General features: G+C 70.9%; 24 protein-coding genes and 1 riboswitch. Of the genes, 15 read left to right on the forward strand and 9 right to left on the reverse strand.

The window, feature by feature from the left end; genetic code table 11:
* Positions 1 to 158: 158 nt before the first annotated feature.
* Positions 159 to 380, reverse strand: coding sequence for a CbtB-domain containing protein (locus tag ACFYW9_RS24365; RefSeq protein WP_351865410.1), 222 nt, complete (start codon positions 378 to 380; stop codon positions 159 to 161).
* Positions 381 to 417: 37 nt separating this feature from the next.
* A riboswitch (cobalamin riboswitch) is annotated at positions 418 to 579 on the reverse strand.
* A 216-nt stretch (positions 580 to 795) separates the two neighbouring features.
* On the opposite strand from ACFYW9_RS24365, the gene ACFYW9_RS24370 reads away from it, so the two are divergent.
* Positions 796 to 1,383, forward strand: a complete 588-nt coding sequence (locus ACFYW9_RS24370) for a histidine phosphatase family protein (RefSeq protein ID WP_389154056.1) — start codon at positions 796 to 798, stop codon at positions 1,381 to 1,383.
* 18 nt (positions 1,384 to 1,401) lie between these two features.
* On the opposite strand, the gene ACFYW9_RS24375 is transcribed toward ACFYW9_RS24370, so the two are convergent.
* Positions 1,402 to 1,776: a ferredoxin gene (locus ACFYW9_RS24375; RefSeq protein WP_351865415.1), complete on the reverse strand. Its 375-nt coding sequence runs from the start codon at positions 1,774 to 1,776 to the stop codon at positions 1,402 to 1,404.
* A 51-nt stretch (positions 1,777 to 1,827) separates the two neighbouring features.
* The gene (locus ACFYW9_RS24380) at positions 1,828 to 2,220 is read right to left on the reverse strand and encodes a nuclear transport factor 2 family protein (protein ID WP_151468855.1); all 393 of its coding nucleotides are present in this window, start codon (positions 2,218 to 2,220) and stop codon (positions 1,828 to 1,830) included.
* Between the two features lie 82 nt (positions 2,221 to 2,302).
* Here ACFYW9_RS24380 and ACFYW9_RS24385 point away from each other — a divergent pair, with 82 nt between their 5' ends.
* Positions 2,303 to 2,866, forward strand: a complete 564-nt coding sequence (locus tag ACFYW9_RS24385; RefSeq protein WP_389154061.1) for a PadR family transcriptional regulator — start codon at positions 2,303 to 2,305, stop codon at positions 2,864 to 2,866.
* Positions 2,867 to 3,159: 293 nt separating this feature from the next.
* Entirely contained in the window at positions 3,160 to 4,317 is a 1,158-nt protein-coding gene (locus tag ACFYW9_RS24390; protein ID WP_389154064.1) for a Gfo/Idh/MocA family protein, read from the forward strand.
* A gap of 179 nt (positions 4,318 to 4,496) precedes the next feature.
* On the opposite strand, the gene ACFYW9_RS24395 is transcribed toward ACFYW9_RS24390, so the two are convergent.
* Positions 4,497 to 5,084, reverse strand: a complete 588-nt coding sequence (locus ACFYW9_RS24395; protein ID WP_389154067.1) for a hypothetical protein — start codon at positions 5,082 to 5,084, stop codon at positions 4,497 to 4,499.
* Between the two features lie 150 nt (positions 5,085 to 5,234).
* Between ACFYW9_RS24395 and ACFYW9_RS24400 the strand changes: the two genes are divergently transcribed.
* Both ACFYW9_RS24400 and ACFYW9_RS24405 read left to right on the forward strand, forming a co-directional pair.
* Positions 5,235 to 5,912 carry a response regulator transcription factor gene (locus ACFYW9_RS24400; protein ID WP_389154070.1) on the forward strand — a complete coding sequence of 226 codons (678 nt, stop codon included), beginning with the start codon at positions 5,235 to 5,237 and terminating at the stop codon, positions 5,910 to 5,912.
* 40 nt (positions 5,913 to 5,952) lie between these two features.
* A complete protein-coding gene (locus ACFYW9_RS24405) occupies positions 5,953 to 7,380 on the forward strand; it encodes an ATP-binding protein (RefSeq protein WP_389154073.1) in 1,428 nt (475 codons plus the stop codon).
* A gap of 93 nt (positions 7,381 to 7,473) precedes the next feature.
* Here the strand turns inward: ACFYW9_RS24405 and ACFYW9_RS24410 are convergent, their stop codons facing one another.
* Positions 7,474 to 8,628: an MFS transporter gene (locus tag ACFYW9_RS24410; RefSeq protein WP_389154299.1), complete on the reverse strand. Its 1,155-nt coding sequence runs from the start codon at positions 8,626 to 8,628 to the stop codon at positions 7,474 to 7,476.
* Between the two features lie 120 nt (positions 8,629 to 8,748).
* Here ACFYW9_RS24410 and ACFYW9_RS24415 point away from each other — a divergent pair, with 120 nt between their 5' ends.
* The 6 genes from ACFYW9_RS24415 to ACFYW9_RS24440 all read left to right on the forward strand — a co-directional run bounded on the left by ACFYW9_RS24415 (position 8,749) and on the right by ACFYW9_RS24440 (position 15,141).
* Positions 8,749 to 9,516 carry a helix-turn-helix domain-containing protein gene (locus tag ACFYW9_RS24415; RefSeq protein WP_389154076.1) on the forward strand — a complete coding sequence of 256 codons (768 nt, stop codon included), beginning with the start codon at positions 8,749 to 8,751 and terminating at the stop codon, positions 9,514 to 9,516.
* A gap of 188 nt (positions 9,517 to 9,704) precedes the next feature.
* Positions 9,705 to 10,724, forward strand: a complete 1,020-nt coding sequence (locus tag ACFYW9_RS24420) for a sugar ABC transporter substrate-binding protein (RefSeq protein WP_389154079.1) — start codon at positions 9,705 to 9,707, stop codon at positions 10,722 to 10,724.
* Positions 10,724 to 11,791: an ABC transporter permease gene (locus ACFYW9_RS24425; protein WP_389154082.1), complete on the forward strand. Its 1,068-nt coding sequence runs from the start codon at positions 10,724 to 10,726 to the stop codon at positions 11,789 to 11,791. The genes ACFYW9_RS24420 and ACFYW9_RS24425 overlap by 1 nt, the downstream gene beginning before the upstream one ends.
* A gap of 8 nt (positions 11,792 to 11,799) precedes the next feature.
* Positions 11,800 to 12,711 (forward strand): ATP-binding cassette domain-containing protein, encoded by a 912-nt coding sequence (locus ACFYW9_RS24430; protein ID WP_389154085.1) that lies wholly within the window; start codon positions 11,800 to 11,802, stop codon positions 12,709 to 12,711.
* A 220-nt stretch (positions 12,712 to 12,931) separates the two neighbouring features.
* The gene (locus tag ACFYW9_RS24435; RefSeq protein WP_351865445.1) at positions 12,932 to 13,504 is read left to right on the forward strand and encodes a TetR/AcrR family transcriptional regulator; all 573 of its coding nucleotides are present in this window, start codon (positions 12,932 to 12,934) and stop codon (positions 13,502 to 13,504) included.
* Positions 13,505 to 13,959: 455 nt separating this feature from the next.
* The gene (locus ACFYW9_RS24440; RefSeq protein WP_389154089.1) at positions 13,960 to 15,141 is read left to right on the forward strand and encodes an acyl-CoA dehydrogenase family protein; all 1,182 of its coding nucleotides are present in this window, start codon (positions 13,960 to 13,962) and stop codon (positions 15,139 to 15,141) included.
* Positions 15,142 to 15,398: 257 nt separating this feature from the next.
* On the opposite strand, the gene ACFYW9_RS24445 is transcribed toward ACFYW9_RS24440, so the two are convergent.
* Positions 15,399 to 15,743, reverse strand: a complete 345-nt coding sequence (locus tag ACFYW9_RS24445) for a hypothetical protein (protein WP_389154092.1) — start codon at positions 15,741 to 15,743, stop codon at positions 15,399 to 15,401.
* Between the two features lie 678 nt (positions 15,744 to 16,421).
* Between ACFYW9_RS24445 and ACFYW9_RS24450 the strand changes: the two genes are divergently transcribed.
* Positions 16,422 to 16,685, forward strand: a complete 264-nt coding sequence (locus ACFYW9_RS24450; protein WP_389154095.1) for a hypothetical protein — start codon at positions 16,422 to 16,424, stop codon at positions 16,683 to 16,685.
* Between the two features lie 69 nt (positions 16,686 to 16,754).
* On the opposite strand, the gene ligD is transcribed toward ACFYW9_RS24450, so the two are convergent.
* The 3 genes from ligD to ACFYW9_RS24465 form a co-directional block, all read right to left on the reverse strand.
* A complete protein-coding gene (gene ligD, locus ACFYW9_RS24455) occupies positions 16,755 to 17,672 on the reverse strand; it encodes a non-homologous end-joining DNA ligase (protein WP_389154098.1) in 918 nt (305 codons plus the stop codon).
* Complete coding sequence (locus ACFYW9_RS24460) at positions 17,669 to 18,037, reverse strand: DUF6479 family protein (protein WP_389154101.1); 369 nt, start codon at positions 18,035 to 18,037, stop codon at positions 17,669 to 17,671. The genes ligD and ACFYW9_RS24460 overlap by 4 nt, the downstream gene beginning before the upstream one ends.
* A gap of 332 nt (positions 18,038 to 18,369) precedes the next feature.
* Positions 18,370 to 19,032 (reverse strand): phosphoribosyltransferase, encoded by a 663-nt coding sequence (locus ACFYW9_RS24465; RefSeq protein ID WP_389154104.1) that lies wholly within the window; start codon positions 19,030 to 19,032, stop codon positions 18,370 to 18,372.
* Between the two features lie 301 nt (positions 19,033 to 19,333).
* On the opposite strand from ACFYW9_RS24465, the gene ACFYW9_RS24470 reads away from it, so the two are divergent.
* The 3 genes from ACFYW9_RS24470 (at position 19,334) to ACFYW9_RS24480 (ending at position 21,797) form a co-directional block, all read left to right on the forward strand.
* Positions 19,334 to 20,314: an endonuclease/exonuclease/phosphatase family protein gene (locus ACFYW9_RS24470; protein ID WP_389154108.1), complete on the forward strand. Its 981-nt coding sequence runs from the start codon at positions 19,334 to 19,336 to the stop codon at positions 20,312 to 20,314.
* Between the two features lie 24 nt (positions 20,315 to 20,338).
* Positions 20,339 to 20,527, forward strand: a complete 189-nt coding sequence (locus ACFYW9_RS24475; protein ID WP_389154111.1) for a hypothetical protein — start codon at positions 20,339 to 20,341, stop codon at positions 20,525 to 20,527.
* Between the two features lie 229 nt (positions 20,528 to 20,756).
* Positions 20,757 to 21,797, forward strand: a complete 1,041-nt coding sequence (locus tag ACFYW9_RS24480; protein WP_328664997.1) for a vWA domain-containing protein — start codon at positions 20,757 to 20,759, stop codon at positions 21,795 to 21,797.
* Positions 21,798 to 21,879: the final 82 nt, after the last annotated feature.

Here is a 21,879-nt window from a genome sequence, read left to right on the forward strand (position 1 = left end):
TGACACCGGCGAGACGGATGCCGGAGCCGCGGCGCGGGCGAGGGGTGGTGCGACGCATGCGAGGGGGCGGTGCCCGGTCGTCCGGGCACCGCCCCCTCGTGCGGGCCGGATTCCCCGGCCGTCGCGGAATATCGTGGCTCGTACGTTCCCCGTCGCCGTCAGTGGCAGGGGAAACCGAGCAGGTGGCGGGCGTCGTGGACCCACTCGTGGACGTTCTCGCCGGAGACGAGGGAGGTGGCGCCCTGTTCGGCGCCGACGAAGTAGAGCAGGACCAGCATCAGGATGCCGAAGAAGGCCGCCCAGGGGGCGATCGCGCCGATCGGCAGCTTGGCGGGAACGACGGTGGGGGTGGCGGTCGGCTGAACGACGGACTGCGCCATGGGGCAGAACCTCCTGGGGAACTCGCGTCCCGTCTCGGTGGTGCACAGGACGACAGTCACGGGTCTGACTTGCCCGTGTCCGTCACCCCTGGCAGGGGTGACGTGTACCGGGCTCACAGTGGCGCGACCGTGCCGGATTTCCACCGGGCTTCCGCCGAACCGTCGTCGATATCCACGTGACCGTACCGCGAAGCCGTATCCCGGCCAAGAGCGCACACCCCCGCGCACTGTGCGCCCCACCACTCGTGGAGCATGGCCGGCAGGGCGGCAACCACCCTACCGGGCCGAGGGGTTCGGCTCCGGTCACGGTCCACGCCGTACGAGCCGGGCCCGTACAGCGCGAACTCGACCCGTACAGCAAGAGAACTCGACCCGTACAGCACGAGCCGGGTCCACGACACATGAGAGCGATGGCATGACCAGCCGAGTGTTCTTGATCTCCGCGGCGATCGGCGAGGCGCTGCGCGAGGCCCGCTTCGACGACGGTGGCAGTCCGGTGGACGCGTCGGGCCTGCGGGCCGCCCGGTCGGCGGCCGACGCGGGTGCCGTTCCGGCGGGCGGGCGGCTGTGGGTCTCCCCCACCGTGCGGTGCCGGCAGACCGCTGAGGCACTCGGACTCGAAGGCGCCGTCGAGGCAGCGGAGTTGGCCCCTCTCGACGTGGGCCGCTGGCGCGGGGCGACGCTGGCCGAGGTGAGCGCGAAGGAGCCGGAGGCGGTGGCGCGCTGGCTCGCCGATCCCGCGTCGGCGCCGCACGACGGCGAGTCGGTGCGGGCGTTCTGCGACCGGGTGGCGGAACGCCTCGACGCGGCGGCGGGCCTCGACGGCCGAACCGTCGCCGTGGTGGAGCCCGAGGTCGTACGGGCCCTGGTGGTACGGACGCTGGGGGCACCCGAGCCGGCGTTCTGGCGCGTGGACGTACCGCCGCTCACCGTCACGGAGTTGAGCGGGCGCGCGGGGCGCTGGAACCTCCGCGCCGGACGCCCGCTCGACGGGCGGGCCTGACCCGGGCGGCGTACGGACTCAGCGCAGCGTGGCGATGAAGTCCGTGCACGACCGGGCGCATTCACGGCATTTCCGCGCGGCGGCCTCCGACCCTGGGCATGCGTCGAAGGCCTCGGCGCACTCCAGGCATACGTCCCTGCACCACTCCAGCTGAGCGCGGACGTCCCGCTCGTTCCGACCCGGGTGGCGGGACAGCACATGGCAGGTCGCCTCGCACACCTCCGCGCACAGAATGCCCGAACGCCGCGCGGTCTCCTGCCTCTTCGGCCCGTCGGGATCCATGAGACTCGCGCGCAGCGCGGAGGTCCTGGCGCATTCCGCACAGGCACGGGCGCACTCGAAGCGGTCCTCCAGGAACCGGAAGAGCTCCTGCTGTGAAGTCGTCGTCGTCACAACAGCCGGGTAGCCGGAGGGAGTCGGTTCAAACAGCGCGAATCCGGACCCTCACGCTCCGGCCGCCTCCCGGGAGATCTGCTCGAACTGCGCCCCCATCGCCTCGGAGAGCGCCTGCGCCGCCGACAACGGGCGGACCATCACCATGAGTTCGTCGATGCGTCCGTCCTCGTCGAAGTGCAGGAAGTCGCAGCCGTTGATCTCCTTGTCGCCGACCTTGGCCGTGAAGACCAGCGCATGGTCACGGCCGTCGGCCCCGGCGATCTCACGGACGTAGCGGAAGTCGCTGAAGACGCGCCAGACGCCGCGCAGGATGGCGGCGGTGATCGGCTTGCCCGGGTACGGCTTGAAGGCGACGGGGCTGGTGAACACGACGTCGTCGGCCAGCAGCTCCTCGACCGCGTCGAGGTCTCCGGCTTCCACGGCCTTGCGGAAGGAGTTCATTGCGACCGCCTCTCTTACTCAATTAATTGATTAGGTGCGGATAAGATTAGTCCTGTGGGCGGAGGCCGTCTAGCCTTGCGGGATGGCATTGCGCAACGCGGTACTGGCCTCGCTCCTGGAGGGCGAGGCGTCGGGCTACGACCTGGCCAAGGGGTTCGACGCCTCGGTGGCCAACTTCTGGATGGCGACCCCGCAGCAGCTGTACCGGGAACTCGACCGGATGGAGTCCGAGGGGCTCATCGAGGCCCGGCTCGTGCAGCAGGAACGGCGGCCCAACAAGCGGGTCTTCTCGCTGACCGGGGCGGGGCTCGAAGCACTGGCCTCCTTCACCTCCGGGCCCGCGAAACCCACCGCGATCCGCGACGAGCTGATGGTGAAGGTGTACGCGCTCGACATGGGGGACGCCGACGCCGTCCGGGTGGCGATCGCCGAGCGGCTTGAGTGGTCACGCGCCAAGCTGGCGCACTACGAGCGGATCGGCGCACGCCTGCTCGACGGGCGCACCGAGGACGAGTACCTCGCCGGGGCGGAGCGCGTCGGCCCGTATCTCACCCTCCTGGGGGGACGCGCCTTCGAGCAGGCGATCATCGAGTGGGCGGAGCGGGCCCTGCGGGTTCTGGAACAGCGGGCGTCGGTCGCGGGCTGAGCGGGGCCTCATCGCACCAGCCCGATCGCGGGCCGGACCGGACCGGACCGGACCGGTTCGATCTCGTTCCGGTCGGTCCGATTCAGCCTGGTTCATACTCATTCGATCCTGTTCGGTCTCGTTCGGTGTGGGTGGGTCCGAATGGGCGCGGGTAGGTCTGGATCGGTACGGATGGGCCCGGTCCGGTGCGCGACGGGTCCGGTGCGCGATGGTTCCGGTACGGGATGAGTCCGGTACGGGATGAGTCCGGTACGGGATGAGTCCGGTACGGGACGGTTCGAAGGAGGGCGATCGTGGTGCGTGCGCTCGGTGTCGCTGTCGTGGGGTTCGGCTGGATGGGACGGGTGCACACGCGGGCGTACGCCCGCGTACTCCACCACTTCCCGAGGCTCGCCCTGCGTCCCGAACCGATCGCCGTCGCCGACGAGGTGCCCGGCCGTGCCGAGGAGGCCGCCGCGCGGTACGGCTTCGCCGGCGCCGTACGTGACTGGCGGGAGATCGCCGCCGATCCGCGCGTGGAGGCCGTGAGCATCACCGCGCCGAACTTCCTTCACCGTGAGATCGGTGTGGCCATGGCCGAGGCCGGCAAGCACATCTGGATCGAGAAGCCGGTGGGGCTGACCGCCGCCGACGCCCGGGCGGTGTCGGGCGCGGTGGCCGAAGCCGGGGTCCGGGGCACGGTCGGCTTCAACTACCGGGGCGCCCCCGCGGTCGTGGCGGCCCGCGAGCTGATCGCCTCCGGCGGCATCGGGGACGTGACCCACGTGCGCATCCGTCTCTTCAGCGACTACGCGGCCCATCCGGAGGGAGCGCTGACCTGGCGCTACGAGCGGGAGCGCGGCGGCAGTGGTGTCCTCGGCGATCTGGCCTCGCACGGCGTCGACCTGGCACGTTTCCTGCTGGGCGAGATCGAGGCGCTGGCGGCGGACACGGCGGTCTTCGTGCCGGTGCGGGCCCGGCCGGCCGGGGCGACCGCGGGGCACGCGCGCGCCGCGGGCGGCGAACCTGCGCCCGTGGAGAACGAGGACTACGTCAACTGCCTGCTGCGCTTCGTCTCCGGCGCGCGCGGCGTCCTGGAGGCGTGCCGGGTCTCGGTGGGCGAGCAGAACAGCTACGGGTTCGAGATCCACGGCACCAAGGGCGCGGTGTCCTGGGACTTCCGCCGGATGGGCGAGCTCGGCGTCAGCCGGGGCACGACGTACCAGGACCAGCCGGTCAGCACCGTGTACGTCGGTCCGGAAGCCGGTGACTACGCCGCCTTCCAGCCGGGCGCGGCGAACAGCATGGGCTACGACGACCTCAAGGTCATCGAGGCGCACACCTTCCTACGCTCCATCGCCGACAGCAGACCGTACGGTGCCACGCTGGTCGACGCGGTCCGCAGCGCGACGGTGCTGGACGCGATGGCGCGCTCGGCGGCGTCGGGCGCGTGGGTGACGCTGGAGTCGTGACCCGCCGGACCGTCACCGGGTGGGTCGGGGCCGCGTAGGCGCACCGCCCGTCGCCCGGGCGTCCGGCCTCTCCGCGCAGCCCGTCGACGCGGCCCACGGCAGGCCCTGACTCCCTCGGACCGAGGTCCCCGTCGTTCCTGTGCGGCGCGGCCGGGGCCGCGCCGCTCGGGTCATCCGGTTCAGCCGCCCAGGACGGTGTTGCCGGTCACCGTGCCGCCGGTGCCGTCGACGGTCACCACGTGCCGTACCCCATCGGGGCCGACGACCACGATCCGCCAGGCCCGGCCGCCGCCCTGCTCCGTGACCGGCGCCAACGACTCGACCTTGCCGTCCTTGACCGCGGAGGCGGCCTTGTCCACGGCGTCCGCCGCGGAGAGCGAGGGCAGCGGGGCCGGAGCCTCGCCGAGCGACAGCTCGGGGCCGTCCTCGCCGTTCCGGATCCGGCCCTCGCGCTGCCTCGAGCCGTCGTGCCCGTCACGGCCTTCGGACTCGGCCCCGAACCCGCCACGCCACTCGTGCGCGCCGGCGGGCACTGTCCTGTGCTCCCCTCGGCCGTCCTCCTCGTGGTGGTGGATCGCCGCCGCGGCGACGCCGCCGCCGATCACCACCGCGGCCGCCGCGCCGGCCACGGCCCAGCGCGCCCCGCGGCCGCCCGGCAGGCGTCTGCCGGCCGGCTTCGTCCCCGTCGTACCCGGACCGTCCTCGTCCCGCTGTTCCTGCGTTTCCTGCGTTTCCTGCGGTTCCTGCGCACCTACGGATTCGCTCACTGAGCCCACCCCGATCTCCCGGAAAGGTCCGGGCCCTGTGCCCGGTCGTCCGGGCACAGCATCGCTGGCGGCTGCTGAAGACTTCCTGAAGACCTGAAGGCGCCTTCAGCTTGGTGCCTTCCCCGTCCGGCGACCTGCCACCCTGGGGGCATGCGTGTACTGGTGGTGGAAGACGAGCGCCGGCTGGCCCTGGCGCTCCAGCACGGCCTGACGGCCGAGGGCTTCAGCGTGGACGTCGCCCACGACGGCCTGACCGGTCTCACCAAAGCCACCGAGCGCGCCTACGACGTGGTCGTGCTCGACATCATGCTGCCCGGCCTCAACGGCTACCGGGTGTGCCAGCGGCTGCGGGCCACCGGCAGCGACGTCGGCATCCTCATGCTCACCGCCAAGGACGGCGAGTGGGACGAGGCCGAGGCGCTGGACACCGGCGCCGACGACTACCTGTCCAAACCCTTCTCCTTCGTGGTGCTCGTCGCCCGCCTGCGGGCGCTTGCCCGCCGGATCGGCACCCGGGCCCCGAGACGCACTGTGCTGGGCGACCTCGTGGTCGACTCCGCCGCCCGCACCTGCACCCGCGCGGGCGTGTCCGTCCCGCTCACCCCGCGCGAGTTCGCCGTCCTTGACCACCTCGCCCGGCGGGCCGGGGAGGCCGTCTCCAAGCGGGAGATCCTGGACGAGGTCTGGGACAGCGGCGCCGACAGCGACCCCAACACCGTCGAGGTCCATGTCAGCGCCCTGCGACGCAAGATCGACACACCGTTCGGGCGGGCGGCGGTACAGACCGTCCGAGGCTCCGGATACCGACTGGCGGCCGACGGTGGCTGAGCCGGATCCGACCACGCGGAGACCGAAGCGTCCCGGGATCGTGCCCGCGACGCGCCACCGGGTCCGTACCGCGCTGCGCCGCCTCACCGGAGGACCCCGTGCGGCCGCGCTGATCCGTCGGCTGGCGCCGCGCTCGGTCCGTACCCGCACCACCCTCGCCGCGTGCGCGAGCGTGGCCGTCGTCCTGCTCGCCACGTCGGCCGCCGTCCTGCTGCTGCTGCGGGGCAACCTCGAACGCACCGTGGAGACCGGGGGCCGCGCGCAGGCCCGGGACGTCGCCCGCCTCGCCGCGGCCGGACGCCTGCCCCAACCGGTGGCGCTCGACCCCGGAGCCGACTTCATCCAGGTCGTCGACGCTCACGGAAAGGTCGTGGCGCAGAGCCAGAACCTCACCGGCCGCCCCGCCCTCACACCCACCGGCACCCACAACGGCCACCGGACGTACAACCTCGACGCCCTCGGCGAGGAACACCACCAGCGCGTCACCACGGTCACCACCACCAGCCCCACCGGCCCGGTCACCATCCACGTCGGGGCCTCACTGCGCACCGCCGACGCCGCCGAGGACGTCACCGCGGCGGCCCTCGCCGCCCTCAGCGCCCTGCTGATCTCCACCGTCGGTGTCCTGACCTGGCGTACGACCGGCCGCGCGCTGCGGCCGGTCGAGGCCATCCGCGCCGAGGTCGCCGCCATCGGCGACCGCGCCCTGGACCGCCGGGTCCCCGCCCCGCGCAGCGACGACGAGATCGCCCGCCTCGCCGACACCATGAACGCCATGCTCGAACGGCTGGAGGCCGCGGGTACGCGGCAGCGCCGGTTCATCGCCGACGCCTCGCACGAACTGCGCAGCCCCCTCGCGGTACTGCGCACCCAGTTGGAGGTCGCCCTCACCCACCCCGATCCGGAAGTGCGCGACACCCTGGTGGCGGGCGCCCTCCAGGACACCGAGCGGCTCCAGGCGCTCTCCGCCGACCTGCTGCTGCTCGCCCGCCTCGACGCCACCGGACAGAGCCGGCCCACCGAACCCGTCGACCTCGTCGAACTCGCCCGTGGCACCGTGGCGGTTCGCTCCACCGACTCCCACCCGGTCACGCTCCACGTCCCGGACGACGTCACCGTTCCCGGCAACGCCCTGTGGATCGGCCGGCTGCTGACCAACCTCCTCGACAACGCCCAGCGCCACGCCCGGCACACCGTCACGGTGCGGCTGTCGGCGGACCCGGAGACCGGCGACGCCGTCCTGGACGTCACCAACGACGGCCCCCCGATCGCCCCCGCCGACCAGGAGAAGATCTTCGAACGGTTCGCCCGCCTCGACGACGCCCGCAGCCGCGACGACGGCGGCACCGGTCTCGGCCTGCCCATCGCCCTGGACATCGCCGCCCTGCACGGCGGCACGATCACCGTCCTCGACACCCCGGACGGCACCACGTTCCGCACCCGCCTCCCCGCCGGCACCCGGGTATGACGGCGGGTGGCACTCGAACCGGCCGCGCGGCTCGTCGGGTACACGGCCGCCCGCGCACCGGGCCGGGCGCGACAGCGTGCGTCCGACCGAACGTCAGGGGACGGTGAGGGGTGGGTCCTCGGCGGGCACCGGCTCGTCCTGGACCGGTTCGCGCAAGAAGGCGGAGAGCAGCATCGCGAGCACCGGCACGGTGGCGAGTACCGCGAGTGCGCCCCGGGGACCGTGGTGGGTCGCGATGACGCCCAGCAGCGGCATGGCCAGTCCGCCGGCGCTCATCGCGAGGCCGAGGGTGACGCCGGCAGCGGTCCCGGGCCGGCTGGGCAGGTAGTCCTGGCCGAGCTTGACGAGGACGGCGAACGGGATGTTCGAGATCAGGCCGACCAGCAGCGCGAGTGGCAGCGCGACGTATTCGTCGTCGCAGATCAGCATGAGCCACAGGGCGGGCAGCATGGCCGCGTTGCCGATCCGCACGGTGCGCACCATGCCGATGCGGTCCGCCAGCCGCCCGCCGAGCAGCGTGCCGGCCACACCGCCGCCGAGTTCGAGCGTCAGCGCGAGACCGCCGAGGCCGCTGCTCGCCTCCAGGTGGCGGATCCAGTACAGCGAGATGAAGGTGTTCAGTCCGGTCGAGACGGTGGACCGCACGATCTCGACGGCGGTCAGGGCCGCGAACCGGCCCGGCCGGTCCTCGCCCTGGCGCCGCACCTTCCTGACCGCCGTATCCGACGTGCGGTTGTGGTGGCGCAGCAGGACGAAGCCCATGAGGACGCCGGGCGGGACGAAGAGCGCGGTCGCGCCCATCCCTAGGTTGCCCAGGGCCGGTGTGACCAGCGCCGGGGCGACGAAGAACCCGACGCTGCCGCCCGCGGCGAAGTAGCTCATCGCGGTGGCACTGCCCCCGGCCGCACGGCGCGCATCGCGCCCCGCGGGCGGATGGAACATCGCGACACCGACACCCGCCATCAGCAGGAGGGCGAACACCAGCGGGTAGGAGGGCACCAGTCCGGACGTGCCCGCCCCGATACCCGCCAGGCCGACCCCCAGCGGCGACATCCACCGCAGCCGGAACCGGTCGGCGAGCAGTCCGATCGGCACCTGCGGCAACGCGCTGCCGAGCGTCGCGGCGAGTACCAGCCCCGAAGCCTGCACGTAACTGAAGTCGCGCTGCAGCACGAAGTACGGGACCGCCGCGGGCACGAGGCCCTGGTAGAAGTCGTCGACGGCATGGGCGCCGGCCCAGATCCGCATCCGGCGCCAGTGCCCGGGCGGACCGCCCGCCCCACGGGGGGTACTTGTTTCCTGGATCGTTGTCACACACCCACGATGGACAGGAGCACCCCCGGCGCGCTTCCCGTATTCTGCCCATCCATGTCGCAGATCCGCCACCAGCCCGTCGCGCCGACCAGTACACGGTTCCTCGGTGGCGGCGAGACCATCGACCGGCACCGCCACGACGACCACCAGCTGATCTACGTCAGCTCGGGCGTGCTCGCGATCACGACGGAACACGGCTCCTGGATCGCCTCCAACGACCGCGCCCTGTGGATTCCGGCGAACACCTGGCACGAACACCGCTTCTACGGCCGGAGCCGCTTCCACACCATCGGCTTCCCCGCCCGCGGCAGGACGCCCCTGCTCGACGCCGAACGCCCGACGGTCATCGCCGTCGACACCCTGGTGCGCGAACTGCTCATCGCGCTCACCGGCACCACCCTCACGCAGACCGAGATCCGGCACATCGAAGAAGTGCTGCGCGACCGGCTGCGCCGCGTGACGGCCCAGCCCGTCGCCCTGCCCGCCGCCCGCGACCGACGGCTGGCCGACGCCTGCCGCCTCGTCCGGGAAGACCTGCACCAGCCCCGCACCCTGGCCCGGCTCGCCGCTCGCGTGCACACCAGCGAGCGCACCCTCTCCCGCCTCTACCGCGACGAGTTCGGCATGACCTTCCCCCAGTGGCGCACCCGCGCCCGGATCTTCACCGCGATGGTCATGCTCGCCGAGGACGCCACCGTCACCGACACCGCCCACGCCTGCGGATGGGCGACAACCAGCGCCTTCGTCCAGACGTTCGCCCGGACGGTGGGCATCACCCCCGGCAACTACCGTGCGGGCACGGGCACATCACGGAAGGGATGACGGCCGAAGCGGCGGGGGCGGTCGCGCCGACGCCCCGGAGACCCGCTGTCCAACGCGATCTCAAGTCGGGCCCCGGTCAAGGGCGTTGCCCGTCGATCCGGTTCCGTTCACATGCGTGATGCGCCTGATGCTGGGGATGTAGGGGAGGAGACACACAGGCCCCGGTCGCACAGTGAGGTGCTGCAGAGATGGATCGCACGTTCCAGCCCCGTTCACGGAGAATCGCCCCGCTCGTCGCCCTGACCGCGGCGTCCTTACTGCTCGTGGCGGGTTGCTCCAGCAACTCCGGGGGCAAGAAGGCCGAGGAGAGCGGGGACGGCGGCACCGCGGGCAAGGCGAACACACCGCGGATGACGGTCGCCCTGGTCACCCACCAGGCGCCCGGCGACACGTTCTGGGACATCGTCCGCAAGGGCGCCGAGGCCGCGGCCGCCAAGGACAACATCAGGCTCGTCTACTCGCACGACCCGAACGCGGGCGACCAGGCCGGCCTGGTGCAGAACGCGATCGACCAGAAGGTGGACGGCATCGCCATCACCCTGGCCAAGCCCGACGCCATGAAGGACGCGGTGAGCAGGGCGACTTCGGCCGGCATACCCGTCGTGGGCCTCAACTCGGGCCTGAGCGACTGGAAGAAGCTGGGCCTGACGGAGTTCTTCGGCCAGGACGAGACCGTCGCGGGCGAGGCACTCGGCAAGAAGCTGAACGCCGAGGGCGCCAAGAAGGCCGTCTGCGTGATCCAGGAACAGGGCAACATCGGCCTCACCCAGCGGTGCGACGGCGTGAAGAAGACCTTCAGCGGCGCGACCGAGAACCTGTACGTCAACGGCACCGACATGCCGTCCGTGAAGTCGACGATCACCGCGAAGCTCAAGCAGGACCCGGCGATCGACTACGTCGTCGCGCTGGGCGCCCCGTACGCCCTGACCGCGGTGCAGTCGGTGAGCGAGGCCGGCGGCAAGGCGAAGATCGCCACCTTCGACCTCAACAAGGAACTCACGGGCGCCATCAGCAAGGGCAGCATCCAGTTCGCCGTCGACCAGCAGCCTTACCTCCAGGGCTACTTGGCGATCGACTCGCTGTGGCTCTACAAGAACAACGGCAACTACAGCGGCGGTGGCGAGCAGCCCGTGCTCACCGGTCCGGCGTTCGTGGACAAGAGCAACGTCGACGCCGTCGCCAAGTACGCCGCGAAGGGCACCCGTTGATGAGCACGGCCGGGCCGACGGCGACCGCGCCGCCGGCTCCCGGCCCCCGCACGGCCGACGGGCGGACCGCGCGGCGGCCCCTGGCGCTGCGGCTGCTCGCCCGGCCCGAGGTCGGGGTGTTCCTCGGCGCCGCCGCCGTGTTCGTCTTCTTCCTGATCGCGGCGCCGTCGGTGCGCTCCGGCGGTTCCATGGCGACCGTGCTCTACCAGTCGTCGACGATCGGCCTCATGGCCCTGCCCGTGGCCCTGCTGATGATCGGCGGCGAGTTCGACCTGTCCGCCGGCGTCGCGGTGATCACCTCGGCACTGACGGCGAGCATGCTCAGCTACCAGCTCACCATGAACGTGTGGGCGGGTGTCGTGGTGGCGCTCGTCCTCTCGCTCGCGATCGGGGCGTTCAACGGCTGGATGATGGTCCGCACCGGGCTGCCCAGCTTTCTGGTGACGCTCGGGACGTTCCTGATCCTGCAGGGCGTCAACCTCGCCGTCACCAAACTGGTCACCGACAACGTCGCCACCGACGACATCAGCGACATGGACGGCTTCGGCCAGGCGAAGAAGGTCTTCGCCTCGTCGTTCGGCGTCGGCGGCGTCCAGGTGAAGATCACCGTCGTGTGGTGGCTCGTCTTCGCGGCGCTCGCCACCTGGGTGCTGCTGCGCACCAAGTACGGCAACTGGGTCTTCGCGGTCGGCGGCGACCAGGACAGCGCCCGCGCGGTCGGCGTACCGGTGACCTTCACCAAGATCACGCTGTTCATGGTGGTCGGCTTCGGCGCCTGGTTCGTCGGCATGCACGAACTGTTCTCGTTCAACACGGTGCAGTCGGGCGAGGGTGTCGGCCAGGAACTCATCTACATCGCCGCGTCGGTGATCGGCGGCTGTCTGCTCACCGGCGGCTACGGCTCCGCGATCGGCCCGGTCTTCGGCGCCTTCATGTTCGGCATGGTGAACCAGGGCATCGTCTACGCCGGCTGGAACCCCGACTGGTTCAAGGCCTTCCTCGGCGTGATGCTGCTCGGCGCCACGCTCGTCAATCTGTGGGTCCGCCGCACGGCGACCCGGAGGTGAACCGACCCATGGCAGACAACGGATCCGCAGCCGCGGGTGCCCGCCCGGTCACCCCGCCCGGGGACGGCGGCGCCGCGATCGTCGAACTGCGCGGCGCGGGAAAGTCGTACGGCAACATCCGCGCTCTCCACGACGTGTCCCTCTCCGTCCGTCCCGGCCGGGTGACCTGCGTCCTCGGCGACAACGGCGCCGGGAAATCCACCCTCATCAAGATTATTTCGGGGCTGCACCAGCACAACGAGGGCGAGTTCCTCGTGGACGGCACGGCGGTACGCTTCAGCACCCCGCGCGACGCCCTCGCCAAGGGCATCGCCACCGTCTACCAGGATCTCGCGACGGTGCCGCTGATGCCGGTGTGGCGGAACTTCTTCCTCGGCTCCGAACTGACCAAGGGCCCCTGGCCCGTACGCCGGCTCGACATCGCCCGGATGAGGCGGACCGCCGACCGGGAACTGCGCGACATGGGCATCGTCCTCGACGACCTCGACCGGCCGGTCGGCACGCTGTCCGGTGGGCAGCGCCAGTCCGTGGCCATCGCCCGCGCGGTGCACTTCGGCGCCCGCGTCCTCATCCTCGACGAACCGACCGCCGCGCTCGGCGTCAAACAGTCCGGTGTCGTGCTCAAGTACATCGCCGCCGCCCGCGACCGCGGCCTCGGCGTCATCTTCATCACCCACAACCCGCACCACGCGTACATGGTCGGCGACCACTTCAGCGTGCTGCGGCTGGGCACGCTCGAACTCAGCGCCGACCGCGGCGAGGTCGGGCTGGAGGAGCTCACCGACCATATGGCGGGCGGCGCCGAACTGGCCGCGCTCAAACACGAGTTGGCCCAGGTGCGCGAGGTCGACGTACAGCGGCTCCCGGAGGCGGAGGACCTCGGGGCGCCCGCACCCGTCTCCCCCGAGGAGGCCCCCTGACACTCCCCCGTCCGGCCCGTGCCCGACGCGTCGAGGGACCACCGGCCGGGGGCGGACGACCGCGACACCGCCCGGCCGCCCCCGGCCGGTCCCAGGACCGGTTGCCCGGACCGGTTGCCCGGGTGCGTGAGCGGCTCCGCCCGCAGGCCGCCTCCGCCCCGTGATCACGCCCCTGGAGGGGCGACGGTCACAGGGATGGAGGAACGGTTACGCTGAGATCATGCCGTCCACACGTCGTACCGCGCGCCAGACCGACCTGCTCGAGCGGCTGGTCGCGTTGCTGGTGGCGGAGGGCTTCGCGGCGTTCACGCTCGACGAGCTGACCGAGCGGCTGCACTGCTCGAAGACGACGCTGTACCAACTCGCGGGCAGCAAGCAGGAGTTGGTACGAGAAGCGGTGAAACACTACTTCCGGGAGGCCGCCCAAGCCGTCGAGAAGCAGGTGGCCGACACCTCCGCGCCCTCCGAACGCGTGGTGGCCTACCTGAACGCGGTCGCCGAACAGCTGCGGCCTCTCTCCCGGCAGTTCCTCGACGACATGGCCCAGTTCGAGCCGGCCCGCGAGGTGTACGAGGCCAACACGCGCCTCGCCGCGGGAAGGATCCGGCACTTGATCGCGGACGGCGTGGCCGCCGGGGCGTTCCGTGACGTCCATGCCGCGTTCGTGGGCGAGGTCGTGGCCGCGACCATGCAGGAGATCCAGCGCGGCGAGGTCGCCGCGCGCACCGGACTGAACGACGCCGAGGCCTACGCCGAGCTGGCCTCGCTCATCGTGCACGCCGTCTCGCCCTGATCCCCGCCACCCCGGCCCCTCCGCCCGCGACATCGCGGGACGCGCCCGTACTCGTATCGACGTCGGGACGGGCCGTGCGGCCGCCTCTCCCCGCCCCCTCGGCACCATCGCCGTGCCCGAGACCGACACCATCGCCGTGACCGGGACGGAGACCGTGACCGAGACGGAGACCGTGTCCGTGTCCGCTCCCGGCCCACCGGAGCGGTCGGCCTGAGCCCGGCGTACGGGCGCCACATGACGCCCGGATTCCTCACCGCGGTCCGCCGTCAGGCTCAGCGGTGCGCCGCGCAGGCCGTGGCGCTCCGGCCCGGCCCATCACGGACAGACACCCCGCACGGTCGGCGACCGGTGGATCCATCGATGGTCCACATGGCCTGGTGGTACCAAAAACGATACTGTTGTATCGCCTGGCGTATCAATATCGTCCGGCGAACCACCACCACCGAGGACATGCCATGCCCGCGACCCGCACCCTCCCCACGCCGGAAGCCGTCGACCTGATCGCTCTGACCCGCGAACTCGCCGAGAAGGAGCTCGCCCCGCGCGTCGCCGAGGCCGAGGCCGAGGGACGCTTTCCCCGCGAGGTCTTCCGCACGCTCGGACGGGCCGGGCTGCTCAGCCTGCCCTACCCCGAGGCGTTCGGCGGGGGCGAGCAGCCCTACGAGGTCTACCTCCAGGCGCTGGAGGAGATCGCCGCCGTGTGGGCGAGCGTGGCGGTGGGCGTCTCGGTACACGCGCTGTCCTGCTTCGCCCTCGCCGAGTTCGGCACCGCGGACCAGAAGAAGGAGTGGCTCCCGGACATGCTCGGCGGCGAGCTGCTCGGCGCCTACTGCCTGTCCGAGGCCCATGCCGGTTCCGACCCGGGCGCGATGCGCACGCGGGCGGTACGGGACGGCGACGACTACGTACTCAACGGTGCGAAGGCCTGGACCACCCACGGTGGGTACGCGGACTTCTACACGGTCATGGCCCGTACGTCCGACGAGGGCTCGCACGCCATCTCCTGCTTCCTCGTCCCGGCCGACACACCCGGCGTGGTGGCCGACCCCCCGGAGCAGAAGATGGGCCTGACCGGGTCCGCCACCGCCACGGTTCGCCTGGAGAACGTGCGTGTCCCCGCGAGCCGCCGGCTCGGCGAGGAAGGCGAGGGGCTCAGGATCGCGTTCGCCGGACTGGACTGCGGACGGCTCGGTATCGCGGCGGTCGCCACAGGCCTCGCCCAGGGGGCGCTGGACCACGCGCTGCGCTACTCCCGGGAGCGGGAGACGTTCGGCCGGCCCATCATCGAGCACCAGGGACTGGCCTTCGTCCTCGCCGACATGGCCGCGTCGGTGCAGGTCTCCCGGGCCACCACGCTCGCCGCCGCCCGGCTCAAGGACGAGGGACTTCCGTTCCAGTCCGAGGCGTCGATCGCCAAGCTGATCTCCACCGACAACGCCATGAAGGTCACCACCGACGCGGTCCAGGTGCTGGGCGGCGCCGGGTACACCCGTGACTTCCCGGTCGAGCGTTACATGCGCGAGGCCAAGGTCATGCAGATCTTCGAGGGCACCAACCAGATCCAGCGCCTGATCATCGGCCGCGGCCTGAAGGAGAGCGACCGCGGCAGCCTCCGGGTGCGCGGCGCGGGGAAGTAGGGTCCCGCCTCCCCGGTGACCGGGTAGCCGCCGGAACTCGGTCACCGGGGAGCGGTCATGCCGATGGTCTGCGACCCTCCAGGGACGCGGCTCCGGCGGAGGGCGGAACCCGGTCGCGGTGCCCCGCGATCGTGTTGTCGACGTCGACAACACGATCGCGGGGCGGCGGCGGAACCCACGTGGCCGCGCCGGGGGTTCTTGCTCCTCTCCGACGCTGCCGCTTTGTCGCTCTGTCGCTTCGTCCGGAGTCGCAGGTCCTATCGCTTCGTCCGGAGTCGAAGGTCGACCTCCTTCTCCTGGTCTCCCGGTGCCGTGCCCTGTTCCTCGACGGCGAACGAGCCGCTCAGCGCTTCACGCAGCCGGTCCACGGCGACGTAGCCGCCCTGCAAGGTGGCGCTGACCGACCCCTCCAGAGGAGTGGGACCGGTCGGGATGCGCTCATCGGTCGGATCGAAGCCCGCGCTCCACACGGGAGGACGGTCGCCCGGCTGCTCGTGAGGAACGCCGACGGCGGGCCGGTCGGTCGGGAAGGCCGTCCGCAGGACGCCGAACACGGTCGCGACGTCCTCCTTGGACACTCCGGTGAGGGACACGGTGGCCATCGGGCCACTCTCCTTTCCGCTGCGGTACGACGGTGTGCTTCGGGTCCTCCGAGCTCGCGGCGCCCCTTCCCGGCGGCCGGCTCTTGCTACGGCCAGGGGCCGTCCCGGCCTCACCCGGCCGGGCTCCCACGGCGCGCCGGCGCGTCAGGCGGACGGTTCGTCGGGCATGGGATGTTCCGGGCGGGCGCTGCCGGAGTGCGGGGCACCTCTGCGCCCGGTGCCGGCCTCGTCCGTGTCGGGGATCTCCGGGTCCGGGATCTCGTCCCCGGAGCCCTGTGCACCGGAATTCTCCGCCTCGGGCCCCTCGCCCTCGGTCCACCGCTTCGGTACGCCGACGGCGTCCCACGGGTCTTCGTCTGGTGTGGCCTGCTGGTCGGGCAGATCCCTCGGTATGGGCTTCGGTATCGGCCCACCACAGGCTCCAGGGCCATCCGGGTGGCGCTCGTTCACGGCGTCCTCACTTCCTCGCGCGGGGCGTGGCGTCAGGCGCAAGTACCCCTCTCCCCCACGATGATGCCGATGACCGCGGGACCGCCCCGGCGCTGGTCAGCCACGAGCCCGATCCGCCCGCGGAGACCGCCACGAAGATCGCGTGCAGGTCTCCGTTCGAGGGGAACCCAGAAAACAGAGTCACGCATATAGGCATCAATCAGGCATGCCGGGATGTGGAGGTGCCCCATGGGGATGCCCGGCGAGGTCCCGCGCATCACGCCGCCCGGCGTCTACGCGCCTCAGAAGGACACCGAACTCCTGATGCACGCCTTGTCGCGGGAGCGCGTGGGTCCGTCCACCGACGTGCTCGACCTGGGAACCGACAGCGCCCTCGTCCCCTTCGGCCCTGTGCTGAACTCACGCCGGACCTGGCTGCGACGCCAGGGCCTGCTCACCGATGAGAACGACGATCGGGAAGAGCTGGTGGTCATCCGTGCCCGGCAGGCCTGAGCGACCGCGCCGCGTCACCGTGGACCGCGAGGGCCCGCTTCTCGTCGAGGGTCCGGACGCGTGGGCCGGTCAGCGCAGCCGGTCGAGCCGGCGCCGTGCGCCGCCGAGCGAACGGCCCCGTCGGAACGCGTTCCGCCACGGGTTGTCTTCGAGCCGTGCGGAGATGTCCCGCAGGGTGAAGCTGCGCGCTCCGATGTCACCGTCCTCGACCTCCGTCCAGCTCACCGGGGCGGCGACCGGAGCGCCGGGGCGCGCGCGGACCGCGAAGGGAGCGACCGCGGTCTGGGCGTAGGCGTTGCGCTGAACGTCCAGATAGAGCCTCTTCTCGCGGGCCTCTTTGCGGACCTCGGTCGTCAGGCTGTCGGGGTGACCGGCCGCGAGCAGTTCGGCCACGTCCGCGGCGAAGGCCCACATGTCGTCGAAGGACGCGCTCCGGTCGAGAGGGACGAGAACGTGCAGGCCCCTGGAGCCTGTCGTCATCACCGCCGAAGGCAGGCGCAGTTGCTCCAGCGTCTCGCGCAGCAGGAGCGCGGCGGTCCGGACCGCCGCGAAGTCGTCGCCCGGCGGATCGAGATCGAAGACCAGCCGGTCGGGGTGGTCCGGACGGTCCGCCTTCGACAGGAAACGGTGCGGTGTGATGCAGCCCTGGCCGACGAGGTGGAGCAGCGTCGCGGTGTCATCGCACAGCACGTACGTCACGGTGCCGTGCTGTTTGGGCAGCTCCACGCGGTGGATCCAGTCGGGGAAGTACTCCGGAACGTCCTTCTGCATGAACGACACACCGTCGACGCCGTCGGGATGCCGCTCCAGCATCAGCGGACGGCCGCGCAACTGCGGCAGCATCCGGTGGGCGACGGTGCGGTAGTACCGAGCGAGGTCGGCCTTGGTGATGCCGTCGTCGGGGAACAGCACCTTGTCGGGCCGGCTGACCCGTACGGTGCGGCCGCCGGCCTTGAATTCCCGGGATTCAGCCGATGCCGGACTCATGTGCTTCCCGGGCCGCCGCTGCCGAAGGAGCCACGCGATTCCGAGCTCCAGCGCGGGCGGGCCTGGTCCTCACTGCGCTTGCTGCCGGAGCTGTGCAGCTGGTGCGGAGTCAGACGCTCGCACCCGTCCGTGGCCTCGGCGACCTCGTCCGGCTCCCGCACCTCCGATGCTTCGTGGATGGGTCCGCCCTCCGGCATCCGGGGATGCTCGTGCGGCTCGGGGGGATCGGACTCCCGTCGGCGCACCCGGATACCGAGCCGGACGGCCCACATCAAGGCCGCGACGACGACAAGGCCTCCGATGAACGCGCCGAGAGTGCCCACCGCCGCGTTCGTCATGGCTGTTTCGACGTAGGCCTGATTCATGGGCGGCGAGTACCCCGTCCCATGAGTTGAATACGGATCTCACCCGCCCCGGTGGCATCCGGCGTGTTCCGACGTCAGCCCGGGTGCGCCTTCCGGGACGGGCGGGCGCTCCACAGGCGACGCGCCACGATCAGCACGTCCGGCGCAGCCGACACGAACGTGACAGGTACAGGTACAGGTGAGGGAGCGGGGACAAGCAGAACCGCAACGACGTCACGATCACCACCCCCGATCAGCACCGGGAGCTCGACCCGGTGACTCCCTGGGGCGCAGACCCTTCCCGCGGCGAAATCCGCCGCGGGCCCCCGCTCGTTCGATCGGAGACCTGGTTGTCAGCCTGTTGGCGTCACTGGGCTGAAGCCGCGCAGGGTTGCGATGACCTCGTCGTCTCCGACCTGGTCGAAGTCGTCGTACCACTCGCTCACCGACCGTAGCTGCGACGGTTGGTGCACACAGAGGATGTCGTCGGCTTCGCGGCCCAACAGGTCCGCGGTTCCGGAGGCGCACACGGGCACGCCCAGGATCAGCAGGCGCGGTTTCCTGCCGCGCAGATGGCGCAGTGCCGCGCGCGCGGTGACGCCGGTGGCGACTCCGTCGTCGACGAGGATCACCGTCCGGTCCTTGACCGGGACCGGTCGGCGGCCGCCTCGGTAGACCTCCTCGCGGCGGCGCAGTTCCAGCCTTTCGCGAGCCACGTCCGCCCCGAGCCGGCCTTCACTGAGATCGAGCGTCTCCAGAGCCCACTGGTCGAACAGCGGCGGATCGTCGGCGACGATCGCGCCGATTCCGCTCTCCGGCCGGCCGGGCACACCGATCTTCCGGGCGACCAGCACGTCCAGAGGCGCCTGAAGGGCCCGGGCGACCTGCGCGGCCACGGGGACGCCGCCGCGGGGCAGCGCCAGAACGACAGGGTTGGCCAGACCACCGTCGGCGGCCCGGTCCAGGATCCGGACGGCGAGTTCCTCGCCGGCGTGCCGACGGTCGCGAAATCGCATGGCTTGCCCCTCTCGTCCCGGTGCCGCAGGAGTGGTCACGTCTGCGCTGCATGCGGCGCCTTCCTGCTGCCCGTCGCACGGTGCGGGGGCGGTGTCCTGCTTCCGGAGTTACCGTCCACGCGTCACCGAAACCGAGCGCGTGGGGCGGGCCCGCGCAGAGGTTGAGAGCACCTACCGTGTCGGAGCGTTCTGCGATCGGCAGGGCCGGGGAAACGCCGATGACGAAAAGCGGAACCTGATGCACCGAGTTACTCGTCCTGGAGGCCAGGAACAAGAACAAAGGGCGTGCGGATGGGAAGCCATGGGTGAGCGAGACCCCAGTGCGGCGGCGAAGGCGGCGACACCCCGCGATCGGTCGTCCTGGACGCGGGGGCGGGTGCTCGCCGCGTCGGCGGTGTTCACCGCGGCGCTGGTGACGTTCCATCGGCTGGTCCCGAACACCCCCGGACACCTGGGCAGTCTGCTGGAATCGTTCCTGCCCTGGTCCGGCCCGGTGATCGTGGTGCTGCTCGTCCTGGCGCTGCTGCGCCGCTCCGCGCTCGCGCTCGTGGCCCTCCTGCTGCCGACGGCGGCCTGGGCATACCTTTTCGGCGGGTTGCTGCTGCCCGGGGCACAGCCCGGCGCGGACGACCTGGTCGTCGTGCAGCACAACGTCGGCGACGAGAACACCGACCCCGCGGGTACAGCCCGCTCCCTGGCCGATGCCGAGCCCGACCTCATCGCCCTGGAGGAGCTGTTGCCCGCGGCACTGCCGGTCTACGAAAGAACGCTCGCCCCGCGCTATCCGTACCACGCGGTGGTGGGGACCGTCGGACTGTGGTCACAACACCCGCTCACCGACGTCCAGAAGGTGCACATCAAACCACCTGGGATCACGGAGCCGTGGAGCCGCGGGCTACGGGGCGTGGTCCACACCCGGCACCGCGAGATCGCGGTCTATGTCGCGCACCTGCCCTCGGTCCGTGTCCACGCGACCGGCCTCGCCTCCGCCTGGCGCGACGAAAGCGCCGGCCTGCTGGGAAAGGCCGTCACCGCCGAGAAACTGCACGCGGTGATACTCCTCGGCGACCTCAACAGCACGGTGGGCGACCGCGGGCTGACCCCGCTGTCCTCACAGATGAACGTGCCGGCACGGGGGTTCGCCTTCAGTTTCCCCGCCGCATTCCCATTGGCCCGGATCGACCAGGTCATGGCCCGCTCGGCGACCGTCAGCCATATCCGCGCCCTGCCCGCTACTGGCAGTGACCATCTCCCGGTCATCGCCCGGATCACATGGGACTGAGCGCATCCCCCCTTTTTCGCGCGGATGCGGTCGCTCATCGCCGCACGGAAGAAGGCGAACCGGACGGTCAGCCGCGAGCGCGCGGCGAACGAGCACGGCTTCGCCGACCTCAAGAATCGGCGGACCCTCATCAAGGTCCGCATGAACGCCCGTCACGCGACCACGCCCCTGCGGGCCCTGCTTGTGCTGACGAACGCCGAGGTCAGCCGCTGACGGACGATCGCCTGTCCGCGATCACGCCCCCGCCCGGCACGAGCACCACGGCCACGACTCACGCCGGCCCCGTGACCTGCAACTCCAGGTTGAAACATCTCATCGGGGACAAGCGGAAGGCCCGCGAACAAGCCCAGACGCCATGACCGTTCCACTCCGGGAGCCAAGATCGATTGTCAGTGGTGGGTGAGACAGTAGGGACATCGAGTCGGAACGAGGGGGAGCTGCCATGGCCGGAAGTCAGAACTACATCAATCACGTTGCCCTTGTGCTGGATGCCAGTTCGTCCATGTCGCATCTGAGCCGCAAGGTTGTCGAGGTCGCCGACCAGCAGATTGCGTATCTTGCTCGCCGGTCGAGGGAGCTGGACCAGGAAACCCGTGTCACGGTGTACGTCTTCGCGGACAAGGTGGAGTGCGTCATCTACGACAAGGACGTGCTGCGGATGCCGTCGCTGAAGCAGTTGTACCGGGTCGGTGGAATGACGGCTCTGCTCGCAGCCGCACTGAAGTCACAGCAAGAGCTGGCACAGACGGCCCAACTGTACGGCGACCACAGCTTCCTGACGTTCGTACTTACGGACGGGCAGGAGAACGCGAGTCATCGCTGTCCGGATGCCCCTGCCAGGGATCCGCGTGAACTGGTCAAGGCCGTGGCCGAGATGATCGCGACGCAGGAGGACAACTGGACGCTGGCCGTCCTCGTGCCGGACCAGATGGGCAAGCGCGAGGCCATGCAGTGCGGTTTCCCGAGGGACAACATCGCCGTATGGGACGCCACGAGCACACAGGGTCTGGAGGAAGCCGGACAGGTCATCCGGGAGGCCACCGAGAAATTCATGGTGGGCCGCACCCAGGGCATCCGGGGGTCGCGGGCGGTGTTCTCCGTGGGTGCGGAGGCAGTCAACAAGGACACCATCAAGGCGGCCGGCCTCGCTGCGGTGGATCCGTCGGGGTACCGGCTGATCCCGGTGACCCGTGACGCGGCGATACGGGACTGGGTCGTCGAATGCGGGCACACCTACCGTACCGGTGGCGCGTTCTACCAGCTGAGCAAGCCCGAGAAGATCCAGGCACGGAAGCAGATCGCGGTGCTGGAGAAGAAGACGGACCGGGTGTACTCGGGACCCGAGGCCCGAGCCCTGCTCGGCCTGCCGGACGTGGAAGTGCGCGTCAAGCCCGACCACAACGACGACTTCACGATCTTCGTGCAGAGCACCAGCGTGAACCGGAAGCTCGTACCGAACACACGACTGCTGCTTATGCTCTGACACCTTGAGCCTGAAGTCTGCGAGCGATTCGTGACCTTCCAGTACGGCAGTTGTAGATCGTGATCTTGTCTGTGCCCGGGGT

Origin of the sequence: Streptomyces sp. NPDC002698 (assembly GCF_042888945.1) — a bacterium.
GTDB lineage: Bacteria > Actinomycetota > Actinomycetes > Streptomycetales > Streptomycetaceae > Streptomyces.

Coding starts and splice junctions, on each gene's coding strand:
- ACFYW9_RS24470 (WP_389154108.1), top strand. CDS start 19,334: ATGGGTGAGCGAGACCCCAGTGCGGCGGCGAAGGCGGCGACACCCCGC.
- ACFYW9_RS24460 (WP_389154101.1), bottom strand. CDS start 18,037: ATGAATCAGGCCTACGTCGAAACAGCCATGACGAACGCGGCGGTGGGC.
- ACFYW9_RS24435 (WP_351865445.1), top strand. CDS start 12,932: ATGCCGTCCACACGTCGTACCGCGCGCCAGACCGACCTGCTCGAGCGG.
- ACFYW9_RS24480 (WP_328664997.1), top strand. CDS start 20,757: ATGGCCGGAAGTCAGAACTACATCAATCACGTTGCCCTTGTGCTGGAT.
- ACFYW9_RS24465 (WP_389154104.1), bottom strand. CDS start 19,032: ATGCGATTTCGCGACCGTCGGCACGCCGGCGAGGAACTCGCCGTCCGG.
- ACFYW9_RS24415 (WP_389154076.1), top strand. CDS start 8,749: ATGTCGCAGATCCGCCACCAGCCCGTCGCGCCGACCAGTACACGGTTC.
- ACFYW9_RS24370 (WP_389154056.1), top strand. CDS start 796: ATGACCAGCCGAGTGTTCTTGATCTCCGCGGCGATCGGCGAGGCGCTG.
- ACFYW9_RS24380 (WP_151468855.1), bottom strand. CDS start 2,220: ATGAACTCCTTCCGCAAGGCCGTGGAAGCCGGAGACCTCGACGCGGTC.
- ACFYW9_RS24400 (WP_389154070.1), top strand. CDS start 5,235: ATGCGTGTACTGGTGGTGGAAGACGAGCGCCGGCTGGCCCTGGCGCTC.
- ligD (WP_389154098.1), bottom strand. CDS start 17,672: ATGAGTCCGGCATCGGCTGAATCCCGGGAATTCAAGGCCGGCGGCCGC.
- ACFYW9_RS24385 (WP_389154061.1), top strand. CDS start 2,303: ATGGCATTGCGCAACGCGGTACTGGCCTCGCTCCTGGAGGGCGAGGCG.
- ACFYW9_RS24420 (WP_389154079.1), top strand. CDS start 9,705: ATGGATCGCACGTTCCAGCCCCGTTCACGGAGAATCGCCCCGCTCGTC.
- ACFYW9_RS24445 (WP_389154092.1), bottom strand. CDS start 15,743: ATGGCCACCGTGTCCCTCACCGGAGTGTCCAAGGAGGACGTCGCGACC.
- ACFYW9_RS24365 (WP_351865410.1), bottom strand. CDS start 380: ATGGCGCAGTCCGTCGTTCAGCCGACCGCCACCCCCACCGTCGTTCCC.
- ACFYW9_RS24430 (WP_389154085.1), top strand. CDS start 11,800: ATGGCAGACAACGGATCCGCAGCCGCGGGTGCCCGCCCGGTCACCCCG.
- ACFYW9_RS24475 (WP_389154111.1), top strand. CDS start 20,339: ATGCGGTCGCTCATCGCCGCACGGAAGAAGGCGAACCGGACGGTCAGC.
- ACFYW9_RS24425 (WP_389154082.1), top strand. CDS start 10,724: ATGAGCACGGCCGGGCCGACGGCGACCGCGCCGCCGGCTCCCGGCCCC.
- ACFYW9_RS24410 (WP_389154299.1), bottom strand. CDS start 8,628: ATGCGGATCTGGGCCGGCGCCCATGCCGTCGACGACTTCTACCAGGGC.
- ACFYW9_RS24450 (WP_389154095.1), top strand. CDS start 16,422: ATGGGGATGCCCGGCGAGGTCCCGCGCATCACGCCGCCCGGCGTCTAC.
- ACFYW9_RS24440 (WP_389154089.1), top strand. CDS start 13,960: ATGCCCGCGACCCGCACCCTCCCCACGCCGGAAGCCGTCGACCTGATC.